Source organism: Sphingopyxis sp. J-6, from assembly GCF_046603995.1.
Lineage (GTDB): Bacteria > Pseudomonadota > Alphaproteobacteria > Sphingomonadales > Sphingomonadaceae > Sphingopyxis.
The window spans coordinates 4,076,661-4,093,341 of sequence record NZ_CP145810.1; the positions used below are offsets into that span (position 1 = coordinate 4,076,661).

General features: G+C 67.6%; 17 protein-coding genes. 16 read left to right on the forward strand and 1 reads right to left on the reverse strand.

Translation table 11 applies throughout. The features are described 5' to 3' along the window. Positions 1–110: 110 nt before the first annotated feature. Genes V6U71_RS19335 through V6U71_RS19345 form a run of 3 tightly spaced genes read left to right on the forward strand, consistent with a single transcriptional unit; the run spans position 111 to position 5,630 of the window. A complete protein-coding gene (locus V6U71_RS19335; protein WP_411339958.1) occupies positions 111–911 on the forward strand; it encodes an ImuA family protein in 801 nt (266 codons plus the stop codon). Then, complete coding sequence (locus V6U71_RS19340; RefSeq protein ID WP_411339959.1) at positions 799–2,352, forward strand: Y-family DNA polymerase; 1,554 nt, start codon at positions 799–801, stop codon at positions 2,350–2,352. Before V6U71_RS19335 ends, V6U71_RS19340 begins: the two co-directional genes overlap by 113 nt. Beyond that, complete coding sequence (locus tag V6U71_RS19345; RefSeq protein WP_411339960.1) at positions 2,349–5,630, forward strand: error-prone DNA polymerase; 3,282 nt, start codon at positions 2,349–2,351, stop codon at positions 5,628–5,630. The genes V6U71_RS19340 and V6U71_RS19345 overlap by 4 nt, the downstream gene beginning before the upstream one ends. A gap of 207 nt (positions 5,631–5,837) precedes the next feature. Here the strand turns inward: V6U71_RS19345 and V6U71_RS19350 are convergent, their stop codons facing one another. Next, complete coding sequence (locus tag V6U71_RS19350) at positions 5,838–6,650, reverse strand: flagellin (RefSeq protein WP_054589495.1); 813 nt, start codon at positions 6,648–6,650, stop codon at positions 5,838–5,840. A 245-nt stretch (positions 6,651–6,895) separates the two neighbouring features. On the opposite strand from V6U71_RS19350, the gene fliE reads away from it, so the two are divergent. From fliE to V6U71_RS19415, 13 genes are read left to right on the forward strand one after another with little or no spacing between them, the layout of a single operon-like run. After that, complete coding sequence (gene fliE / locus V6U71_RS19355) at positions 6,896–7,240, forward strand: flagellar hook-basal body complex protein FliE (RefSeq protein WP_411339961.1); 345 nt, start codon at positions 6,896–6,898, stop codon at positions 7,238–7,240. A gap of 3 nt (positions 7,241–7,243) precedes the next feature. Then, entirely contained in the window at positions 7,244–8,905 is a 1,662-nt protein-coding gene (fliF, locus tag V6U71_RS19360) for a flagellar basal-body MS-ring/collar protein FliF (RefSeq protein ID WP_411339962.1), read from the forward strand. Then, complete coding sequence (fliG, locus tag V6U71_RS19365) at positions 8,898–9,935, forward strand: flagellar motor switch protein FliG (RefSeq protein WP_411339963.1); 1,038 nt, start codon at positions 8,898–8,900, stop codon at positions 9,933–9,935. The genes fliF and fliG overlap by 8 nt, the downstream gene beginning before the upstream one ends. Next, positions 9,928–10,536 carry a FliH/SctL family protein gene (locus tag V6U71_RS19370; RefSeq protein WP_411339964.1) on the forward strand — a complete coding sequence of 203 codons (609 nt, stop codon included), beginning with the start codon at positions 9,928–9,930 and terminating at the stop codon, positions 10,534–10,536. Before fliG ends, V6U71_RS19370 begins: the two co-directional genes overlap by 8 nt. Next, positions 10,533–11,864 (forward strand): FliI/YscN family ATPase, encoded by a 1,332-nt coding sequence (locus V6U71_RS19375; RefSeq protein WP_054731996.1) that lies wholly within the window; start codon positions 10,533–10,535, stop codon positions 11,862–11,864. Before V6U71_RS19370 ends, V6U71_RS19375 begins: the two co-directional genes overlap by 4 nt. Continuing rightward, the gene (locus V6U71_RS19380) at positions 11,861–12,304 is read left to right on the forward strand and encodes a hypothetical protein (protein WP_411339965.1); all 444 of its coding nucleotides are present in this window, start codon (positions 11,861–11,863) and stop codon (positions 12,302–12,304) included. Before V6U71_RS19375 ends, V6U71_RS19380 begins: the two co-directional genes overlap by 4 nt. Next, complete coding sequence (locus V6U71_RS19385; RefSeq protein ID WP_411339966.1) at positions 12,301–13,494, forward strand: flagellar hook-length control protein FliK; 1,194 nt, start codon at positions 12,301–12,303, stop codon at positions 13,492–13,494. Before V6U71_RS19380 ends, V6U71_RS19385 begins: the two co-directional genes overlap by 4 nt. Before the next feature lie 14 nt (positions 13,495–13,508). After that, positions 13,509–14,114: a flagellar basal body-associated FliL family protein gene (locus tag V6U71_RS19390; RefSeq protein WP_411339967.1), complete on the forward strand. Its 606-nt coding sequence runs from the start codon at positions 13,509–13,511 to the stop codon at positions 14,112–14,114. Continuing rightward, positions 14,111–15,040: a flagellar motor switch protein FliM gene (locus V6U71_RS19395; protein ID WP_411339968.1), complete on the forward strand. Its 930-nt coding sequence runs from the start codon at positions 14,111–14,113 to the stop codon at positions 15,038–15,040. The genes V6U71_RS19390 and V6U71_RS19395 overlap by 4 nt, the downstream gene beginning before the upstream one ends. Beyond that, positions 15,033–15,365, forward strand: coding sequence for a flagellar motor switch protein FliN (fliN, locus tag V6U71_RS19400; RefSeq protein WP_411339969.1), 333 nt, complete (start codon positions 15,033–15,035; stop codon positions 15,363–15,365). Before V6U71_RS19395 ends, fliN begins: the two co-directional genes overlap by 8 nt. Further along, the gene (locus V6U71_RS19405) at positions 15,365–15,643 is read left to right on the forward strand and encodes a FliO/MopB family protein (protein WP_054589506.1); all 279 of its coding nucleotides are present in this window, start codon (positions 15,365–15,367) and stop codon (positions 15,641–15,643) included. The genes fliN and V6U71_RS19405 overlap by 1 nt, the downstream gene beginning before the upstream one ends. Next, complete coding sequence (gene fliP, locus V6U71_RS19410) at positions 15,633–16,403, forward strand: flagellar type III secretion system pore protein FliP (protein ID WP_411339970.1); 771 nt, start codon at positions 15,633–15,635, stop codon at positions 16,401–16,403. Before V6U71_RS19405 ends, fliP begins: the two co-directional genes overlap by 11 nt. A gap of 4 nt (positions 16,404–16,407) precedes the next feature. Beyond that, on the forward strand, positions 16,408–16,677 hold the full coding sequence (locus tag V6U71_RS19415; RefSeq protein ID WP_054732001.1) for a flagellar biosynthetic protein FliQ: 270 nt from the start codon (positions 16,408–16,410) through the stop codon (positions 16,675–16,677). Positions 16,678–16,681 lie beyond the last annotated feature (4 nt).

A 16,681-nucleotide genomic window follows, 5' to 3' on the forward strand; every position in this document is an offset into this window, starting at 1 on the left:
AAGCCTGTCCTGAGCGTGTCGAAGGGTCCGGCATGACGATGAAGGTCGATACCGACTCATCTTGACAATCGCCCCCGCTCGCGCGCTAATAGAACATATCAGGAACAAACATGCGCGAGTCGTCTTCCCAACTCGCCGGGCTGCGCCGACGCGTCGCCCGGCTGGCCGCCAGCGGCCATGAAAACCGTCCGGCCGAAGGCTGGCTGGCTAGCGGCGATGCGCGCTTCGACGGCGCGCTAGGCGGCGGGCTGGCGATCGGACGGGTCCATGAATTTTTTGCCGCCGACGCGCTCGACGCGACGAGCGCAGCCGCTTTCGCGGCGCTCGTCGCGCTGCGCACCCCGGGCAAGGCGCCGCTGATCTGGCTGCGCACGAGCGACGCCGGCAAGCGCAGCGGGCATATCTATGCCCCCGGGATTGCCGAACTCGGCGGCGACCCCGACCGGCTGCTGCTGGTCGAGGCGGCCGATCCCAAAATGCTGCTCGCCTGCGCCAACGATGCGATCCGCTGCCCCGGCGCGGCGGCGGTGATCGTCGAAAGCTGGGGCAAATTCCCCTTGCTCGACCTGACCGCCGGGCGCCGCCTTGCGCTCGGGGCGCGCGACGCGGGCACGACGCTGCTGCTGCTCCGCCTTAACGCCGTGCCGGTACCGAGCGTCGCCGAAACGCGCTGGAGCGTCGCCGCCGCCGCGTCGCACGCCCTCGCCGCCAATGCCCCCGGCGCGCCCGCTTTCGACCTCGAACTGCTGCGCTGGCGCGCCGGCCCCGCGGGCGCGCGCTGGCGACTGGACTGGAATCATGACGAACAATGTTTTGGACAGGGCTCCGGGAACGACGCGGCGCTATCTGGCGCTCTTCTTCCCCTTCCTGCCCGCCGAGCGATGGCTTCGCACGGCGCCGCGACCGCCTGACGCCCCGCTCGTCTTCGCCGAGAAACAGCGCGGTGCGATGCGTCTCGCGAGCGTCGATCCGGCGGCGCTCGCGGCCGGGCTGCGCCCCGGCATGCCACTCGCTGACGCGCGTGCGCAGGTCGGCGAACTCGCGGTCGTCGCGCACGATCCGGTGCTGGACCATGCATGGCTCGACCGGCTCGCACAGGGATGCGCGCGCTATACGCCGCTCGTCGCGCTCGACGCCCCCGACGGGCTGATCCTCGACATCGCGGGTGCCGCCCATCTCCATGACGGCGAAGCGGGGGTGATCGCCGATGTCGAAAACCGCCTCGCGCGGCTCGGCATGACGACGCGCCACGCGCTCGGCCCCACCGCCGACGCCGCGCGCGCACTCGCGCGTTATCAAGCGCGCCCCGCTCCCGACGAGGCACAGGCGATCCGCCGCCTGCCCGTCGCCGCGCTCGAACTCGACGGCGAGGCGACGACCGCGCTCGTCCGCGCGGGGCTCAAGACGATCGGCGACCTTGCGAGCCGCCCGATGGCGAACCTTGCCGCGCGCTTCGGCGCCGAGGCCGCAATGGCGCTGCGCCGGATATTGGGCGATGCGCCGAGCCCGCTCGACCCGCGCATCGCCCCGCCGCCGGTCGCCGCCGAGCGCCGCTTCGCCGAGCCGCTGGGGAGCACCGCGCACGCCGCCAAGGTGCTGACCGAACTCGCCGCCGAAGCGATCGAAGAACTTGGGGAGCGCGGCAAGGGCGGGCGTCATTTCCGCGCCACCTTCTTTCGCAGCGACGGCCTCGCGCGGGCGATCGCGATCGAGACCGGCCATCCGACGCGCGACCCCGGGCTCGTCATGCGCCTGTTCGCCGAACGGATGGACGGCCTCGCCGACCCGCTCGACCCCGGCTTCGGCTTCGACATGATCCGCCTCGCGGTACCGCGGCTCGAGGCGCTCGGCGCGAGCCAGCTCAAGCTCGAGGGCGGCGCAGTGAAAGTCGCCGCCATCGACGAGCTTGCCGACCGGCTGGCGACGCGGCTCGGGCGCGGCCGGGTGCGGCGTCTTCGTCCGGCCGACACGCATATCCCCGAACAGGCGCAGCTCGAACTGCCGGCGATCGACGCGCCCGCGCCGCTGCCCTGGCAGGCACCCGATGCCGGCGAACCGCCGACGCGCCCCTTCCACCTCTTCGACCCGCCGCAGCCGATCGAGGTGATCGCCGAGGTCCCCGACGGTCCGCCGCAGCGCTTTCGCTGGCGCCGCGCCTTTCATGCCGTGCGCCGCTACGAAGGCCCCGAACGCATCGCCGCCGAATGGTGGCGGCGGCGCGACAATGGCGGGCTGACGCGCGATTATTACCGCGTCGAGGACGCGCAGGGCCGCCGTTTCTGGCTGTTCCGCCACGGGCTTTACGACGAAAAGCCCGACCCGCGCTGGTATATCCACGGGGTCTTCGCATGAGCGATGCGCCCGAGACCATCCCCGAAACCCGCTTCGCCGAACTGGTCGCCGCGACCAACTACAGCTTCCTGCGCGGCGCCTCGCACCCCGCCGAGATGGTCGCCGAGGCGCTCGCGCTCGGCATGACCGGCATCGGCATCGCCGACCGCAACAGTGTGGCTGGGGTGGTGCGGGCGTGGGCGTTCCTGAAAGATCTGCAGGTCAGACAGCCCGAGCTAGTGGAGGATTTCCGGCTTGTCGTCGGCGCGCGGCTCGTCTTCGCCGACGGCACCCCCGACATCGTCGCCTACCCGGTCAGTCGCCACGGCTGGGGCCGGCTGACCCGCCTGCTCTCGACCGGCAATCTGCGCGCGGAGAAGGGCGACTGCATTCTCGAACTGGCTGATCTGCTCGATCACTGCGACGATCTGCTCCTCATCGCGATGGAGGGCGACGAAGCATTGCTCCGTACCCTCAAAAGCAAGCGCCCCAAGTCGGTATGGCTGGCGGCTACGATGCCGCAATCAGGCGGCGACGACCGCCGGCTGGCTGGACTCCAGCGCCTGTCGGCGACGACCGGCGTCCCACTGCTCGCGACCAACGACGCACTCTATGCGACCAGATCCCAACGCCCGCTTCACGACATTATCACCTGCATCCGCGAGGGCACGACAGTCGCAAAGGCCGGCAAGCTGCTTCTCGCCAACGGCGAGCATTATTTGAAGGCGCCCGCCGAGATGAAGCGATTGTTCGACGGTTATCCGAAGGCGATTGAAGCAAGCGCAAAGCTGCTCGCCCGCATCGGCTTTCGTCTCGACGACCTGCGCTACGAATATCCGCACGAGCCGGTTCCGCCGGGCTGGAAGCCCTTCAACTATCTCCATCATCTGGTGAAGACGGCAGCGGAGGAACGCTATCGGACGCCGCTTCCGCCCAAGGTGCGCAAGCTGATCGCCGACGAACTCCGGCTGATCAAGAAGCGGCGCTACGTCTATTATTTCCTGACCGTCTATGACCTCGTCCGCTATGCCCGCACGCGCGAACCGCCGATCTTGTGTCAGGGGCGCGGATCGGCCGCCAACTCGATCGTTTGCTTCCTGCTCGGCGTGACGTCGGTCGATCCGATGGAGCATAAATTGCTCTTCTCACGCTTCGTTTCGGCCGAACGCGATGAGCCTCCCGACATCGATGTCGATTTCGAGCATGAGCGGCGCGAAGAAGTCATCCAATATATCTATGATCGCTATACGCGCGACCGCGCGGCGATCGCCGCGACCGTCATCCACTATCGCCCACGCAGCACGATCCGCGAGGTCGGCAAAGCGCTGGGTTTCAGCGAGGATGTCACCGCGCGGCTCGCCGATACAAGCTGGGGCAGCTGGGGTGACGAGGTGCCAGTCGAACGGCTCATCGAAGCCGGGCTCAACCCGCACAATGGCGAGATCGAGCGGCTGCACCGTTTCGTCAGCGAATTGTTGAAGGCACCGCGGCACCTGTCGCAGCATGTCGGCGGTTTCGTGCTGACTCAGGGACGGCTGGACGAGATGGTACCGATCCACAATGCCGCGATGGAAGACCGTACCTTCATCGAATGGGACAAGGACGACATCGACGCGCTCGGGCTGATGAAGGTCGATGTGCTCGCGCTCGGCATGCTCACCTGCATCCGTAAATGCTACGACCTGATGCGTGAATATGGTCTGGGCAATCACACGCTGGAACTCGACATCGATTCTAACGACCCCGCCGTTTACGATATGTTGTGCAGAGGCGACAGCATCGGCGTCTTTCAGGTCGAGAGCCGGGCGCAGATCAACATGCTGCCGCGCCTGCGTCCCAGAAAACTCTATGATCTGGTCGTGCAGGTAGCGATCGTCCGACCGGGGCCAATCGAGGGCGACATGGTCCATCCCTATTTGCGCCGTCGAAACAAAGAGGAAGCGGTCGAATACCCTTCGCCTGCCCCCCAATATCCGCAGGACGAACTATATGGCGTTCTGGGTGACACTTACGGCGTTCCCCTGTTTCAGGAGCAGGCGATGAATCTGGCGATCACCGCCGCGGGTTTCACGCCTGAGGAAGCCAATGGCCTGCGGCGCGCGATGGCGACGTTTCGAAATGTCGGCACTATCGACAATTTTCGCGAAAAGATGGTCGGCGGCATGGTTCGCCGCGGGTACGAAAAGGATTTTGCCGAACGCTGCTTCAAGCAGATCGAGGGGTTCGGCAGCTACGGCTTTCCCGAGAGCCATGCGCAATCCTTTGCGCGGCTCGTCTATGTCTCCTCATGGATCAAGCATTATCACCCCGCCGTCTTTGCCTGCGGCATCCTCAATTCGCAGCCGATGGGTTTTTATGCCCCCGCCCAGCTTGTCCGCGACGCGCGCGAACATGGGGTCGAGGTGCGCGAAGCCGACGTCAATGCGAGCGGCTGGGACAATAGCCTCGAACGGCGGGCCGACGGCGCGCTCGCGCTGCGGCTCGGCTTCCGGCAGGTCGACGGGTTTCGCGAGGCGTGGGCGACGCAGATCGCCGATGCGCGGACCGCCGCGCCTTTCGCTTCGGTCGAGGAGCTCGCGCGCCGCGCCGACCTGCCCTCGCGCGCGCTGCGCCTGCTCGCCGATGCCGATGCGTGCCGGTCAATGGGGCTCGACCGGCGGCCGGCGCTGTGGGACGCCCGCCGCGTGCGGCAGGGGGTGCTGCCGCTGTTCGACGCCGCCGACGCGGATGAACTGGGGGCCGAAGCGGATGCCGGGCTGCCGCCGGCGCCGATGGTCGAACATGTGCTCACCGATTATCAGACGACGCGCCTGTCGCTGAAAGGCCATCCGATGGCGTTCCTCCGCCGCGATTTCGAACGCGAAGGCGTGCTGAGCGCCGCCGGGGTTGCAGCGGCGAAGAACGGGTCGCTCGTCCGCACCGCAGGGGTCGTGCTGATCCGCCAGCGCCCCGGCAAGGGCAATGCGATCTTCATCACGCTCGAGGACGAGGGCGGGATCGTCAACATCCTGCTCTGGGCGCGCCAGTTCGAACGCTATCGCCGCGCCGTCATGGCGTCGCGGCTTATGATGGCCGAGGGCGAGGTGCAGCGCAGCAAGGAGGGGGTGATCCACCTGATGGCGAACCGCATCGTCGACCGCACGGCGATGCTCGATGCGCTGGGCAGCGACCGGCGCTTCGATCCCGAGGTCTGCCGGGCCGACGAGGTCAGGCACCCGCAGGTCCCGCGCGGCCATGCCCAGCGCCACGGCCATCCGCGCAACGTCCGCATCCTGCCGAAGTCTCGGGATTTTCACTAAAGCGCGAGGAGCGTTCAATAACGGCTTTGGGGTGGGATTAAACTATTCCCCTCCCTGAAAGGGAGGGGAGACAACCGGCCGAAACCGGCCGTCCCGCGCGGAAGTCCTACGCCACAAAAGAAGATGCCCCGGCTGTGGGGGCCGGGGCATCCGATCAGGCTATCAAGGGACCAACCAACATAGCCTGAATTTTATAAGCCGTTCCGCTTAGCGGAGCAGGTTCATCACGCCCTGCTGGCTCTGGTTCGCCTGGGCGAGCATCGCCGTCGACGCCTGGGCCAGAATGCCGGCCGCGGCGAGCTTCGTCGATTCCGCCGAGAAGTCGGTGTCTTCGATGCGCGACTTCGAGTCCGCCAGATTCACGACAGTCGACGTCAAATTGTCGACAGTGGCTTCGAGACGGTTCTGCTGCGCACCGAGGTTGGCGCGTTCGGTGGCAACCGTCTGGATCGCCGTGTCGAGCGTCGCCAGGGCACCCGAAGCGCCGGCAGCGGTCGAGAAGTCGAGGCCGTCGACGCCAAGACCAGCGGCCTGCATGTCGGCGATGGCGATGTTCACGACTTCGCCGTCGTTGAGGCCGGTCTGGATGTCGAGGTCGGCGGTGCCGTCGAGCAGCGCGGTGCCGTTGAAGGTCGTGCGCGTCGCAACGTCGTCGATCTGCGCGATCAGCGCGGTGACTTCGGTCTGGATCGCTTCGCGGTCGTCGTCGCCCAGCGTGCCCGTCGAGGCCTGAACGGCCAGTTCACGCATACGGACGAGCATGTTCGAAATGCCGCCCATCGCGCCTTCGGCGGTCTGCGACAGCGAAATGCCGTCGTTGGCGTTGCGGACGGCCTGGTTGAGGCCGCGGACGCTGGCGTCCATGCGGGTCGCGATGGCGAGACCGGCTGCGTCGTCCTTGGCGCTGTTGATACGCTTGCCGCTCGACAGGCGCTCCATGGCTTCGGACTGCATGCGGCCCGCAACACGCGAGTTGTTCTGGGCGCGAAGCGCGCTCACATTGGTGTTGATGACAGTCATAATGTTCCTTTCCGGCCCCTATGGCCATTCCCGTGGTGTGAGGGCTCGGCGAGCGGTCACGAAAAGCAGTAACGGCGGGCGGCAGCGGCGATTAAGCCGGTCCGTCAAAAAAACGCCGAAACGGCATCGGGTGGGCGGATTATTCCAACTATCTAACTGAATTATTTGAAATAAAATTTTTGGCACGCGCTTTGCATTACTCTTTGCGTGCGGCACACCGCCGCGCCCAGGACGGATGAAATGCAATGAGCACGATTGACCAGAGCCGGCTGCTGCAGATGCGCAGTTCGATCCTCAATCAGAACCAGGCGCTGCAACGCGCCGCGGGGCGCGGCAGCGAAGGCGCCGGCGTCGACGCGGTCGGCGGCACGCCCGACTTCGGCACCGCGATCAACAATGCGCTGCAACAGGTCAACGCCCAGCAGACGAAGGCGAGCGAACTCAGCGAAGCCTATGAGCGCGGCGACACCCACGACATCGTCAGCGTGATGATCGAGCGGCAGAAGGCCTCGCTCGGCTTCGAAACGACGTTGCAGGTCCGCAACAAGCTGCTCTCCGCCTATCGCGACATCATGAACATGCCGGTGTAACCCATGGCCGACGCACAGACCCTCACCCCGATCGACAGCGCGCAGACGAACCGCCTGCCCGTTCCCGCATTCGGCGGCCGCTTCGCACCGATCCAGCAATTCGTCCGCCAGCCCGCCGTCCAGCGTGCGCTGCCCGCGATCGCCACGACAACCGCGATCGGGCTTGCCGCCCTCGCCTATTTCACCATGCAGTCGGCGCCGCAGGCGCAGCTCTTCGCCGGGCTCGCCGACGCCGACAAATCGGCGGTCGCCGACGCGCTGCAGACCGCGGGCATCGCGCACAGCATCGACCCGGTGACCGGCGCGCTGACCGTCGACGCCGACAAGATGCATGCCGCGCGCATCGCTCTCGCCGGACAGGGGCTGCCCAAGGCGGCGCCCGACGGCGACAATCTGATCGCGTCGCTGCCGATGGGCGCGAGCCGCGCGATCGAGGGCGAGACGCTCCGCGCCGCGCGCGAGGCCGATCTTGCCCGCACGATCGAGGCGATCGACGCGGTCCGGAGCGCCCGCATCCACATCGCCGCCGCCGAACCCAGCCTGTTCGTGCGCGAAGACAAGCCCGCAACCGCATCGGTCATGCTGACGCTGCAGAACGGCCGCTCGCTGTCCGACGGACAGGTGCAGGCGATCCGTTTCCTCGTCGCCTCGTCGGTGCCCGGCATGAACGCCGATCAGGTATCGGTGATCGACCAGCGCGGCGCGCTGCTGTCCGACAGCGCGACCTCGGGCGACATGAAGGCCTTCCAGCTCCAGACGCAGATCGAGGATCGTTTCCGCCGCGCGCTCGACAGCCTGCTCGGCCCGATGCTCGGCAACGGCAATTATACCGTCGAAGTGCATGCCGATGTCGACATGTCGGAAAGTCAGGCGACGCGCGAAAGCTTTCCCAAGGACGACCGCGCGCTGCGCAGCGAACAGATCACCCGCCAGGTCAGCGGCCAGGGCCCCGCTCCCGCGGTCGGCATCCCCGGCGCGCTGTCGAACCAGCCGCCGCAGGCGACGACCGTAACCGGCGAAGCGCCCGTTGCCGCCCCCGCCGCCGCCGGTGCGCCCGAAACGCAGAGCAACGAAAATGCCGCCCGCGCCTACGAGGTCGGCCGCGAGATTTCGGTAACCCACCAGCCGCAGGGCCAGCTTCGCCGCGTGTCGGTCGCGGTCGCGCTCAATCAGGGCAAGAAGGCGCTGACGCAGGCCGACATGGCGAAGATCGACGCGCTGGTGAAAGGCGCCGTCGGGTTCGACGCCACCCGCGGCGATCAGGTCGCAATCAGCCAGCGCCCGTTCGCGAAGGTCGAGGACGAAAGCCCGGCCTTTTACGATCAGGGCTGGTTCCTGCCGCTGGTCAAGCAGATCGGCGCGATCGTCGCTGCGCTGCTCGCCTTCTTCTTCATCGGTCGCCCGCTGATCCGCGCCGCGAAGGAACGCGCCGCGGCGCGCGCCGAACAGAGCGCCTCGCTCGAAGCCTCGCTGCTCGCCGCAACCGACGGCCAGCCCGCGCTGCCCGGCGGCGGTTCCAACCGCCGCGAAATCACGCTCGAGATGATCGAACAGGCGCCGAGCTATGAAGCGCGGGCCAACCTCGTCCGCGCTTTCGTCCGTCAGGATTCGGCGCGCGCCGCGCTTGTCGTCCGCCAGTTGATGCAGGAGGGCGCCCGTGGCTGATGCCGACAATATGACGCTCGACGCCCCGGCACCCAAGGCCGCGATCGACGGATCGTCGGCTGCCGCGATCCTGTTGATGCTGCTCGACGAGAGCGAAGCCGCGACGATCCTCAAGCATCTCGGCCCCGAGGAAGTGCGCGGGCTCGCCAAGGCGATGTTCGACACCGCGAACGCCAGCGAAGCGCAGATCGAACAGGCACTCGACCGCTTCGTTGTGCGCAGCCGCGACGTCAGCGCGCTGGCGATCGGCGCCGACACGCGCATCCGCACCGTGATCAACCAGGCGGTCGGCAATGTCCGCGCCGACAATATCCTCGCCGCCGTCGCGCCGCAGCGGAGCGCCGCGTCGCTCGAGATGCTGCGCTGGATGGATGTCGACGCGATCAGCGGCCTGCTCGCCAGCGAACATCCGCAGGTCGGCGCGCTGATCCTGTCGGTGCTCGTCCCCGATGTCGCCGCGCGCGCGATCGAAACGCTCGACGAACTGCTGCAGGCCGACCTCGTGCTCCGCGCCGCGCAGCTCACCTCGGTTCCCGCCGCGGCGATCGAGGATCTCGAATCGGTTCTCGCCTCGGCCAATGTCGACGGCCAGCGGGTCGCCAAGCAGGCGATCGGCGGGCCGAGCGATGTCGCGAAGATCATGAAGAAGATGCCGAAGCAGCTTTCGGAACGCACGATCCGCGCGCTCAAGAAGACCGACAAGCTGCTCGCGCAGGCGATCGAGGAAGAAATGTTCATCTTCGAGAACCTCCGCGACCTCGACAAGAAGAGCCTCGGCACCGTGCTGCGCTCGGTCGACGCCGCCGAACTCGCGATCGCGCTCAAGGGCACCGACGAGGAAATGGTCGACCTCTGCCTCGCGACGATGTCGAAGCGCGCCTCGGAAACGATCCGCGACGAAATGGCCGAAATGACGATGGTCAAGCGCACCGACGTCGACGAAGCGCAGAAGGCGGTCATGCTCGTCGTGCGCCAGATGGCCGCGTCGGGCGAGATCATGATCGCGGGCGCGGGCGACGATTATGTCTGATCGCACCACCGAAACCGGCTTTGCGCCCATCGCTCTTGCCGCCGCCATGGCTCAGGGCAGCGGCTTTCGCCCGCTGTCCTTCGCGCCGGCGGTACGCGATGCCGATGCCGCGATCGCCGACGCACCCGCCGACGCCGAACTCGCCGACGACCCGTTCGCGCGCGGCCTCGCCGAAGGCCAGCGCCTTGCCGAAAGCGCCTACACCGCCGAACGCCACCAGCTTCTCGCACTGATCGCCGGCGCCGAGGCGCTGCAGGACGAACCCAGCGAAGAACTGGCGCAGCTCATCGCCGAGACGGTCGAACGCCTCGTCCGCCAGATCGTCGCCGAAGCGCCGATCGACGCCGCCTGGCTGAAGGAACAGGCCGAGACGGCCGCCACGCTCGTCGCCGAAGCCGACAAGGCTCGCACCCTGTGGGTTCACCCGCTCGACGCCGCGCTGCTCGTCGACGCCGACCTGCGCCTGCCGGTCGAGGCCGACGCCGCAATGGTCCGCGGCACCGTCCGCGTCGAAAGCTCGGCCGGCTGGATCGAACATGGCCGCGCCGTCTATTTGAACGAACTCACCGCCGCACTCGGCCGCGCGGGGGAAGCCGCATGACGCGCCGCCTCGCCATCACCGCGCAGCAATTGCTCGCGCCAGTCGATCTCGCCAAGGCGAGCCCGCGCCGCATCGGCACGCTCGTCGCGCACGAGGGCATCATGCTCGAAGTCTCGGGCTTCCCGCAGCCGCTCGGCAGCAACGTCCGCATCAAGTCGGCCGATAACGACTATGTCTATGGCGAGGTCGTTGGCTTTCGCGGTCACCGCAGCCTTGTCCTGCCGTTCGACATGAATAAGCCGCTGGTCACCGGCGCGCCGGTCGAACCGCATGGCGCGTCGTCGATGGTTCCCGTCGGCAAGGCGCTGCTCGGCCGCATTATGGACGCGCAGGGCAACCCGCTCGACGGCCGCCCGCCGATCAAATCGCAATTCCAGTGGCCGCTCGCCGGCCGCAAGGTCAATCCGCTGCGCCGCGGCCGCGTCACCAAGCCGCTGGGCATGGGGGTGCGCGCGATCAACGGCCTGCTCACCGTCGGCGAAGGCCAGCGCGTCGCGATCATCGCGGGCTCGGGCGTCGGCAAGTCGGTGCTGATGGGCCAGATGATCGCCGGTACCGAATGCGACGTCATCGTCGTCGGGCTGATCGGCGAACGCAGCCGCGAGGTCAGCGACTTCGTCGAAACCAAGCTGCCGCCCGAAGTCCGCAAGAAATCGGTGGTCGTCGCGGTCCCCGCCGACCACCCGCCGCTGCTCCGCCTCCGCGCCGCGATGCGAGCGACCGCGATCGCCGAAGCCTTTCGCGACGAGGGCAAGAAGGTGCTGCTGCTGATCGACAGCCTGACCCGCGTCGCGCATGCGCAGCGCGAGATCGGGCTGACGCTGGGTGAACCGCCGACGATGAAGGGCTATCCGCCCTCGGTCTTCGCACTCATTCCCTCGCTGTGCGAACGCGCCGGCATCGACAAGGCGACCGGCGGATCGGTCACCGCGCTTTACACCGTGCTCGCCGACGGCGGCGATATCGAAGACCCGGTCGTCGACAGCGCCCGCGCGATCGTCGACGGGCATATCATCCTGTCGCGCCAACTCGCCGAACAGGGCGTCTATCCCGCGATCGACGTCGCGCGCTCGCTGTCGCGCACCATGGCCGATTCGGTCGATCCGGTGCACGCCGCCGCCGCCGCGCGCTTTCGCAAGCTGTGGTCGGCCTATGAAGAGAATCGCGACCTGATGCTGATGGGCGCTTACGTCGCCGGCAACGATCCGGTGCTCGACGAAGCCATTGCCGCGCGCGCCGACCAGCTTGCTTTCGTTTCCCAGCCTGCCGCCGCGCAGGTCGACTTTCCTACCTCGCGCCAGACGCTTATCGAAGGATTTTCTGCATGAATGCTCGCATCGCACGCCGCAAACGGATCATTCGCGTGCGCACCGTCGAACATCAGATGGCGGAGGCGAACCTTGCCCGCGCCAACGGCGAACTCGCGAGCCTCGTCGAACTGGCGAAGCGGCTCGAAACGCTGCGCACCGACCTTGCGATGGCGAAGGGCGCCGTGGCCGGCCGCGCGCTGAACACGATGGGCGAACTCGCGATGCGGCTCGACATGGCGAAGGAAAACCTCGCCGCGCCGCTCGCGGGCGCCAGCGCCCGCCGCGACCAGATGGGCGCGCTCGTGCAGAGCGCGTTGATCAAGGAGGAATCGGCGGTGCGCCTTTACGAGCGCAGCCGCAAGTCGGCCGAACAGGAAGCCGAACGCCGCAACGATGCGAACCGTCCGCATCGCCGCCGCACGATGAGCCTGCGCCTGATCGAAGGCGGGATTTCATGATGGGCGCGCTAACGCAAAGTCCGGCGTCCGCCGGGATGCCGCCCGCGTTCGCCGCGCTCGGTCCGCTTGGATCGGTCGGCGGCGAAATGCCGGCGTTCGACCAGCTCGTCGCTGCGGCGCCGGTGGCCGCGGCGGGCGAAGCCCCGCTCGCCACGATCTTGCCGCCTGCGGCTGCGATGCCGTTTCAACCGGCCGACGGCAAAGCCGTCGCCATATTGCCGGACGCCAAATCCGAAACCGTGGCGGCGGCCGAAACCCCCGCAGCAACCGATGATGCCGCCGCGAAGGCCGTAACGCTGCTGCTCGCCGCGACCGGCCGCATCGCGGCCCCGGTGACGGATCAGGTCGCGGCGCACGCCGCCGCCTTGCCCAGCGCGATCGTCGCCTCCAAGCCCGCAACAGCGATCCGGATCGAGGGTGAAGGCGATGGCGATAGCGGAACCGAAGCTGTCGAGACCGGCGACGCCGCGGCACCCGCTGCCGTGTGGATGCCGCCCGTTCCCACCAGCACGGCGCCGGCCGCCAAGCCGGAAAAAGCGGCGAACGCCGCGATTGCCGCCGACAAGGGCGACGCCCCCGCGCTTCCCGCCGCTGCCAAGCCGCGCGAAGCGGCGCAGCCTGCAGCGATTCCGGTCGATGCCTCGCTTCCCAAGGCAAAGATCGTCGATGCGGGTCCGTCGATGACCGTCGCCTTCACCCAGCCCGCCGCACCGGCCGCCGGCGCGATCGCAGAGGCCGTCACAGCCGCGCCGGTCGCCGAGCGCGTGCTCGACCTGACCAGCGACGACGCGTGGATCGAACAGCTCGCCCGCGACATCGCGGCGACCAAGTCGCAAAGCGGCGACATCAGCTTTCGTCTGATGCCGCGCCACCTCGGCCGCCTCGACATCGCGATGCGCCAGGAGGAGGGTGGCGTGTCGCTGAAGCTCGACACCCAGCACGAAGCGACCGCGACCGTCGTCCACGCCGCGCAGGGCCGCCTCGTCGAGGATCTCCGCCAGCAGGGCGTCCGCGTCGCCGGCGCCGAAGTGACCTGCACCCCGGGCGAAACCGGCCGTCAGTCGCTGTCCCAACAGGGGCAGGGCCGCGGCGGTGCCCATGATGCCGCCCATCTCATCGAAACCGCCCCCGAGCGCGCCGAAGCGCGTGACGAAGAGCGCGCCGCGACACGCGGCGGCCGCTTTGCCTGATCAGGAGCCAAGCCATGTCCAAGGATAAAGTCGAAACCGAAGCCAAGCCGAAGGGCAAGCTCAAGAAGCTGCTGATCATCGGGGTCGGGGCCATTGCGCTGATCGGCGCGGGCGCGGGCGCGGGCATCTATTTCGGCGCGCTGTCGGCGCACGAAGCGAAGCCCGAGGATAATTTCCCGAAGCTCGTCCTGCGCAGCAAGGGCGAAGCCGAACCGGCCGCCGAAGGCGAAAGCGGCGAGGCGCCGCCCAAGGTCGGTACCGTGTCGGTCCCCAACGACCGGTACAAGGTCGACCCGCGCAAATATGAAATCACCTATTATCCGATCACCGACGCGTTCACGACGAACCTCGCCGACGGATCGGGCTTCCTGCAGGTCGGTATCAGCCTTTCGACCTTCTACGACGGCAAGGTTATCAATAATATCAAACGACAGGCGGTGCCGATCCGCTCGGTGGTGCTTATGGTGCTTGCCGAACAGGACCCGGCGTTGCTCTCCACATCACAGGGCAAACAGCGGCTGCAACGTCAGTTGACGGCCGCGATCAACGATGTGCTGCGCGACAAGGAAGGGTTCGGGGGGATCGATAATGTCTATTTCACGAGCCTGGTGATCCAGTGACGCTCCAGGCCAAACCCGTAAAGGCGGCACCCAAAGCCGCAGCCGACGACGCTGCCGACGGCAAGGCGTCGCTGCTGCTGCGCCGCGCCGAGGGCCATTATGCCTTCCCGGCGCTCGACGCCGTTGCGACGCAGTTCGCACGCTCGCTGCGCGAACTCGTCCGCGCGCTCGGCGCGCCGCTGATCCAGGTCGAACGCGCCGGCACCGAACAGGTGGCGTTCGCCGACTGGAGCGCCGGCGCGGCGCCCGCGATCTTCTGGCGCTATCACGCCCAGCCGCTCAAGGGACCGGTGCTGCTCGCCGCGCCGCGGCCGCTGATCCTCCAGCTCGTCGACATCTTTTATGGCGGCAAGGGACAGCTCGCGGCCGAACGCGAAGAACTGACCGATGCCGAGGAACGCTTCGCCGCGCGCCTCGGCCGCGACATGGGTTTGCAGCTCGCCGCGGCGTGGGGCGATAAACTGCCGATGGCGCCCGAACTCGACTGCGTCACCACCGACCCGGCCCGGCTCGCAGCGGTGCGCGCCGACGACGAGCTGCTCGTCCAGCGCTTCACGCTGCGCGGCGCGCCGTTCGAGGGTCAGACGATCGCCTGCGCCTATCCGCTCGCCGCGCTGCGCGGCATCGCCGGCGCCGAACCCGCCAACGACACGCGCGAACCCGCCGCCGACCCGGTGTGGGCGAGTGCGCTCAACAAGGCGCTGCGCGACGTGCGCCTGCCCGTCCGCTCGGTGCTCGCGCGGCCCGAGATCAGCCTCGTCAAGCTGCTCGCGCTCGAGGTCGGCGACATCATCCCGCTCGCGATGCCGCGCCATGTGCCGGTGACCGTCGCGGGCCGCAATTTTGCCTATGGCAGCATCGGCGAGGCCAATGGCAACGCCGCCATCATGATCGAACAAATCGAGGAAGGACCGGACCATGACTGATGTGAGCGAAGCGCCCGCGCGCCGCGAGCGCCGCGACAACAAGGATATCGCCGCCGCGCCCAATTTCGACCTGCTCGCCGGCGTTTCGCTGCGCGTCTCGGTCGAGGTCGGATCGACCTCGATGACGCTCGCCGAACTGCTCGCCCTGTCGGAGGGCAGCGTGATCGAACTCGACCGCGCCGCGACCGATCTGCTCGACATCTATGCCAACGGCACGCTGATCGCGAAGGGCGAAATCGTCAGCGTCGACGGCCGCTATGGCATCCAGGTCGCCGAAGTCGTCGCGCCCGACCGGGGTATCGCGGGCTTCGAGCGGAGGGTCTGATGCTCGAATATATCCTCCGCCTCCTCATCCTGCTGCCGATGATCGGTGGCCTCGCATGGGGCAGCCTGTGGCTGTGGAAGCGCGTCCAGATGGGCGTGCCGCTCACCGGCGGAGCCAAGCAGCCGCGCCCGGTCGAACTGGTCGGTGTGCTGCCGCTGGGTCCCGGATCAAAGCTCGCGGTCGTCGAATTCGCCGGCCAGCAGATCCTTGTCGCGGTGTCGCGCAACGGCATCACCCGGCTGGCGGACAACAGCGAAGGCGACTTCCATGCCGACTGATCGCAAACGCTGGCTGCGCGGCGCCGCACTGATCGGCGGCCTCGCGCTGCTCTGCGCCGCGCCCGCCGCCTGGGCGCAGGCCGCCGGCGGCCTCGACCGCGCGGTCGCCGAGATCGGCGGCGACGGCCGGCCGCTGAGCCTGTCGCTGCAGATCCTCGTCCTGATGAGCCTGCTGACGGTGCTGCCGTCGCTGCTGCTCATGATGACCAGCTTCACGCGCATCATCATCGTGCTGTCGATCCTGCGCCACGCGCTGGGGCTGCAGCAGACGCCGCCGAACCAGGTGCTGGTGGGTCTCAGCCTGTTCCTGTCGCTGTTCATCATGCAGCCGGTGATCAGCGAAGTGAACCGCGTCGCAATCGAACCCTATGGCCAGGAGCAAATCGACATCGGCGAAGCGGTGTCGCGTTCGGGCGTCGCGCTCCACGGCTTCATGATGAAGCAGACGCGCAAGACCGACCTGATGATGTTCGCCAAGATCGCCAAGGCGCCGACCTATGCGAGCCCGAAGGACGTGCCCTTCTCGATCCTGCTTCCCGCCTTCGTCACCAGCGAACTCAAGACCGCGTTCCAGATCGGCTTCCTGATCTTCCTGCCTTTCCTCGTCATCGACCTGATCGTCGCGTCGGCGCTGATGTCGCTCGGCATGATGATGCTGTCGCCGACGATCATCTCGATGCCGTTCAAGCTGCTGCTCTTCGTCCTCGTCGACGGCTGGGCGCTGACGATGGGATCGCTCGCCTCCTCTTTCGTCGGATAGCCCGGTGGAAGCGGATTATTTCGTCGGCGTGGCGCAGCAAGCGCTGTGGATCCTCGCGCTCGCTTCGGCGCCGCTGCTGATCCCGGTGCTGGTGATCGGCGTGCTGCTCGGCATGGTGCAGGCGGCGACATCGATCAACGAACAGACGCTGACCTTCGTGCCGAAGCTGATCGTCGCGGCGATCTGCCTCGCGATCTTCGGCGGCAGCATTCTCGTGCTGCTCGCCGATTTCACGCGCGAAATCTTCGCGCAGATCCCGTCGCTCGTCCGTTAGGATA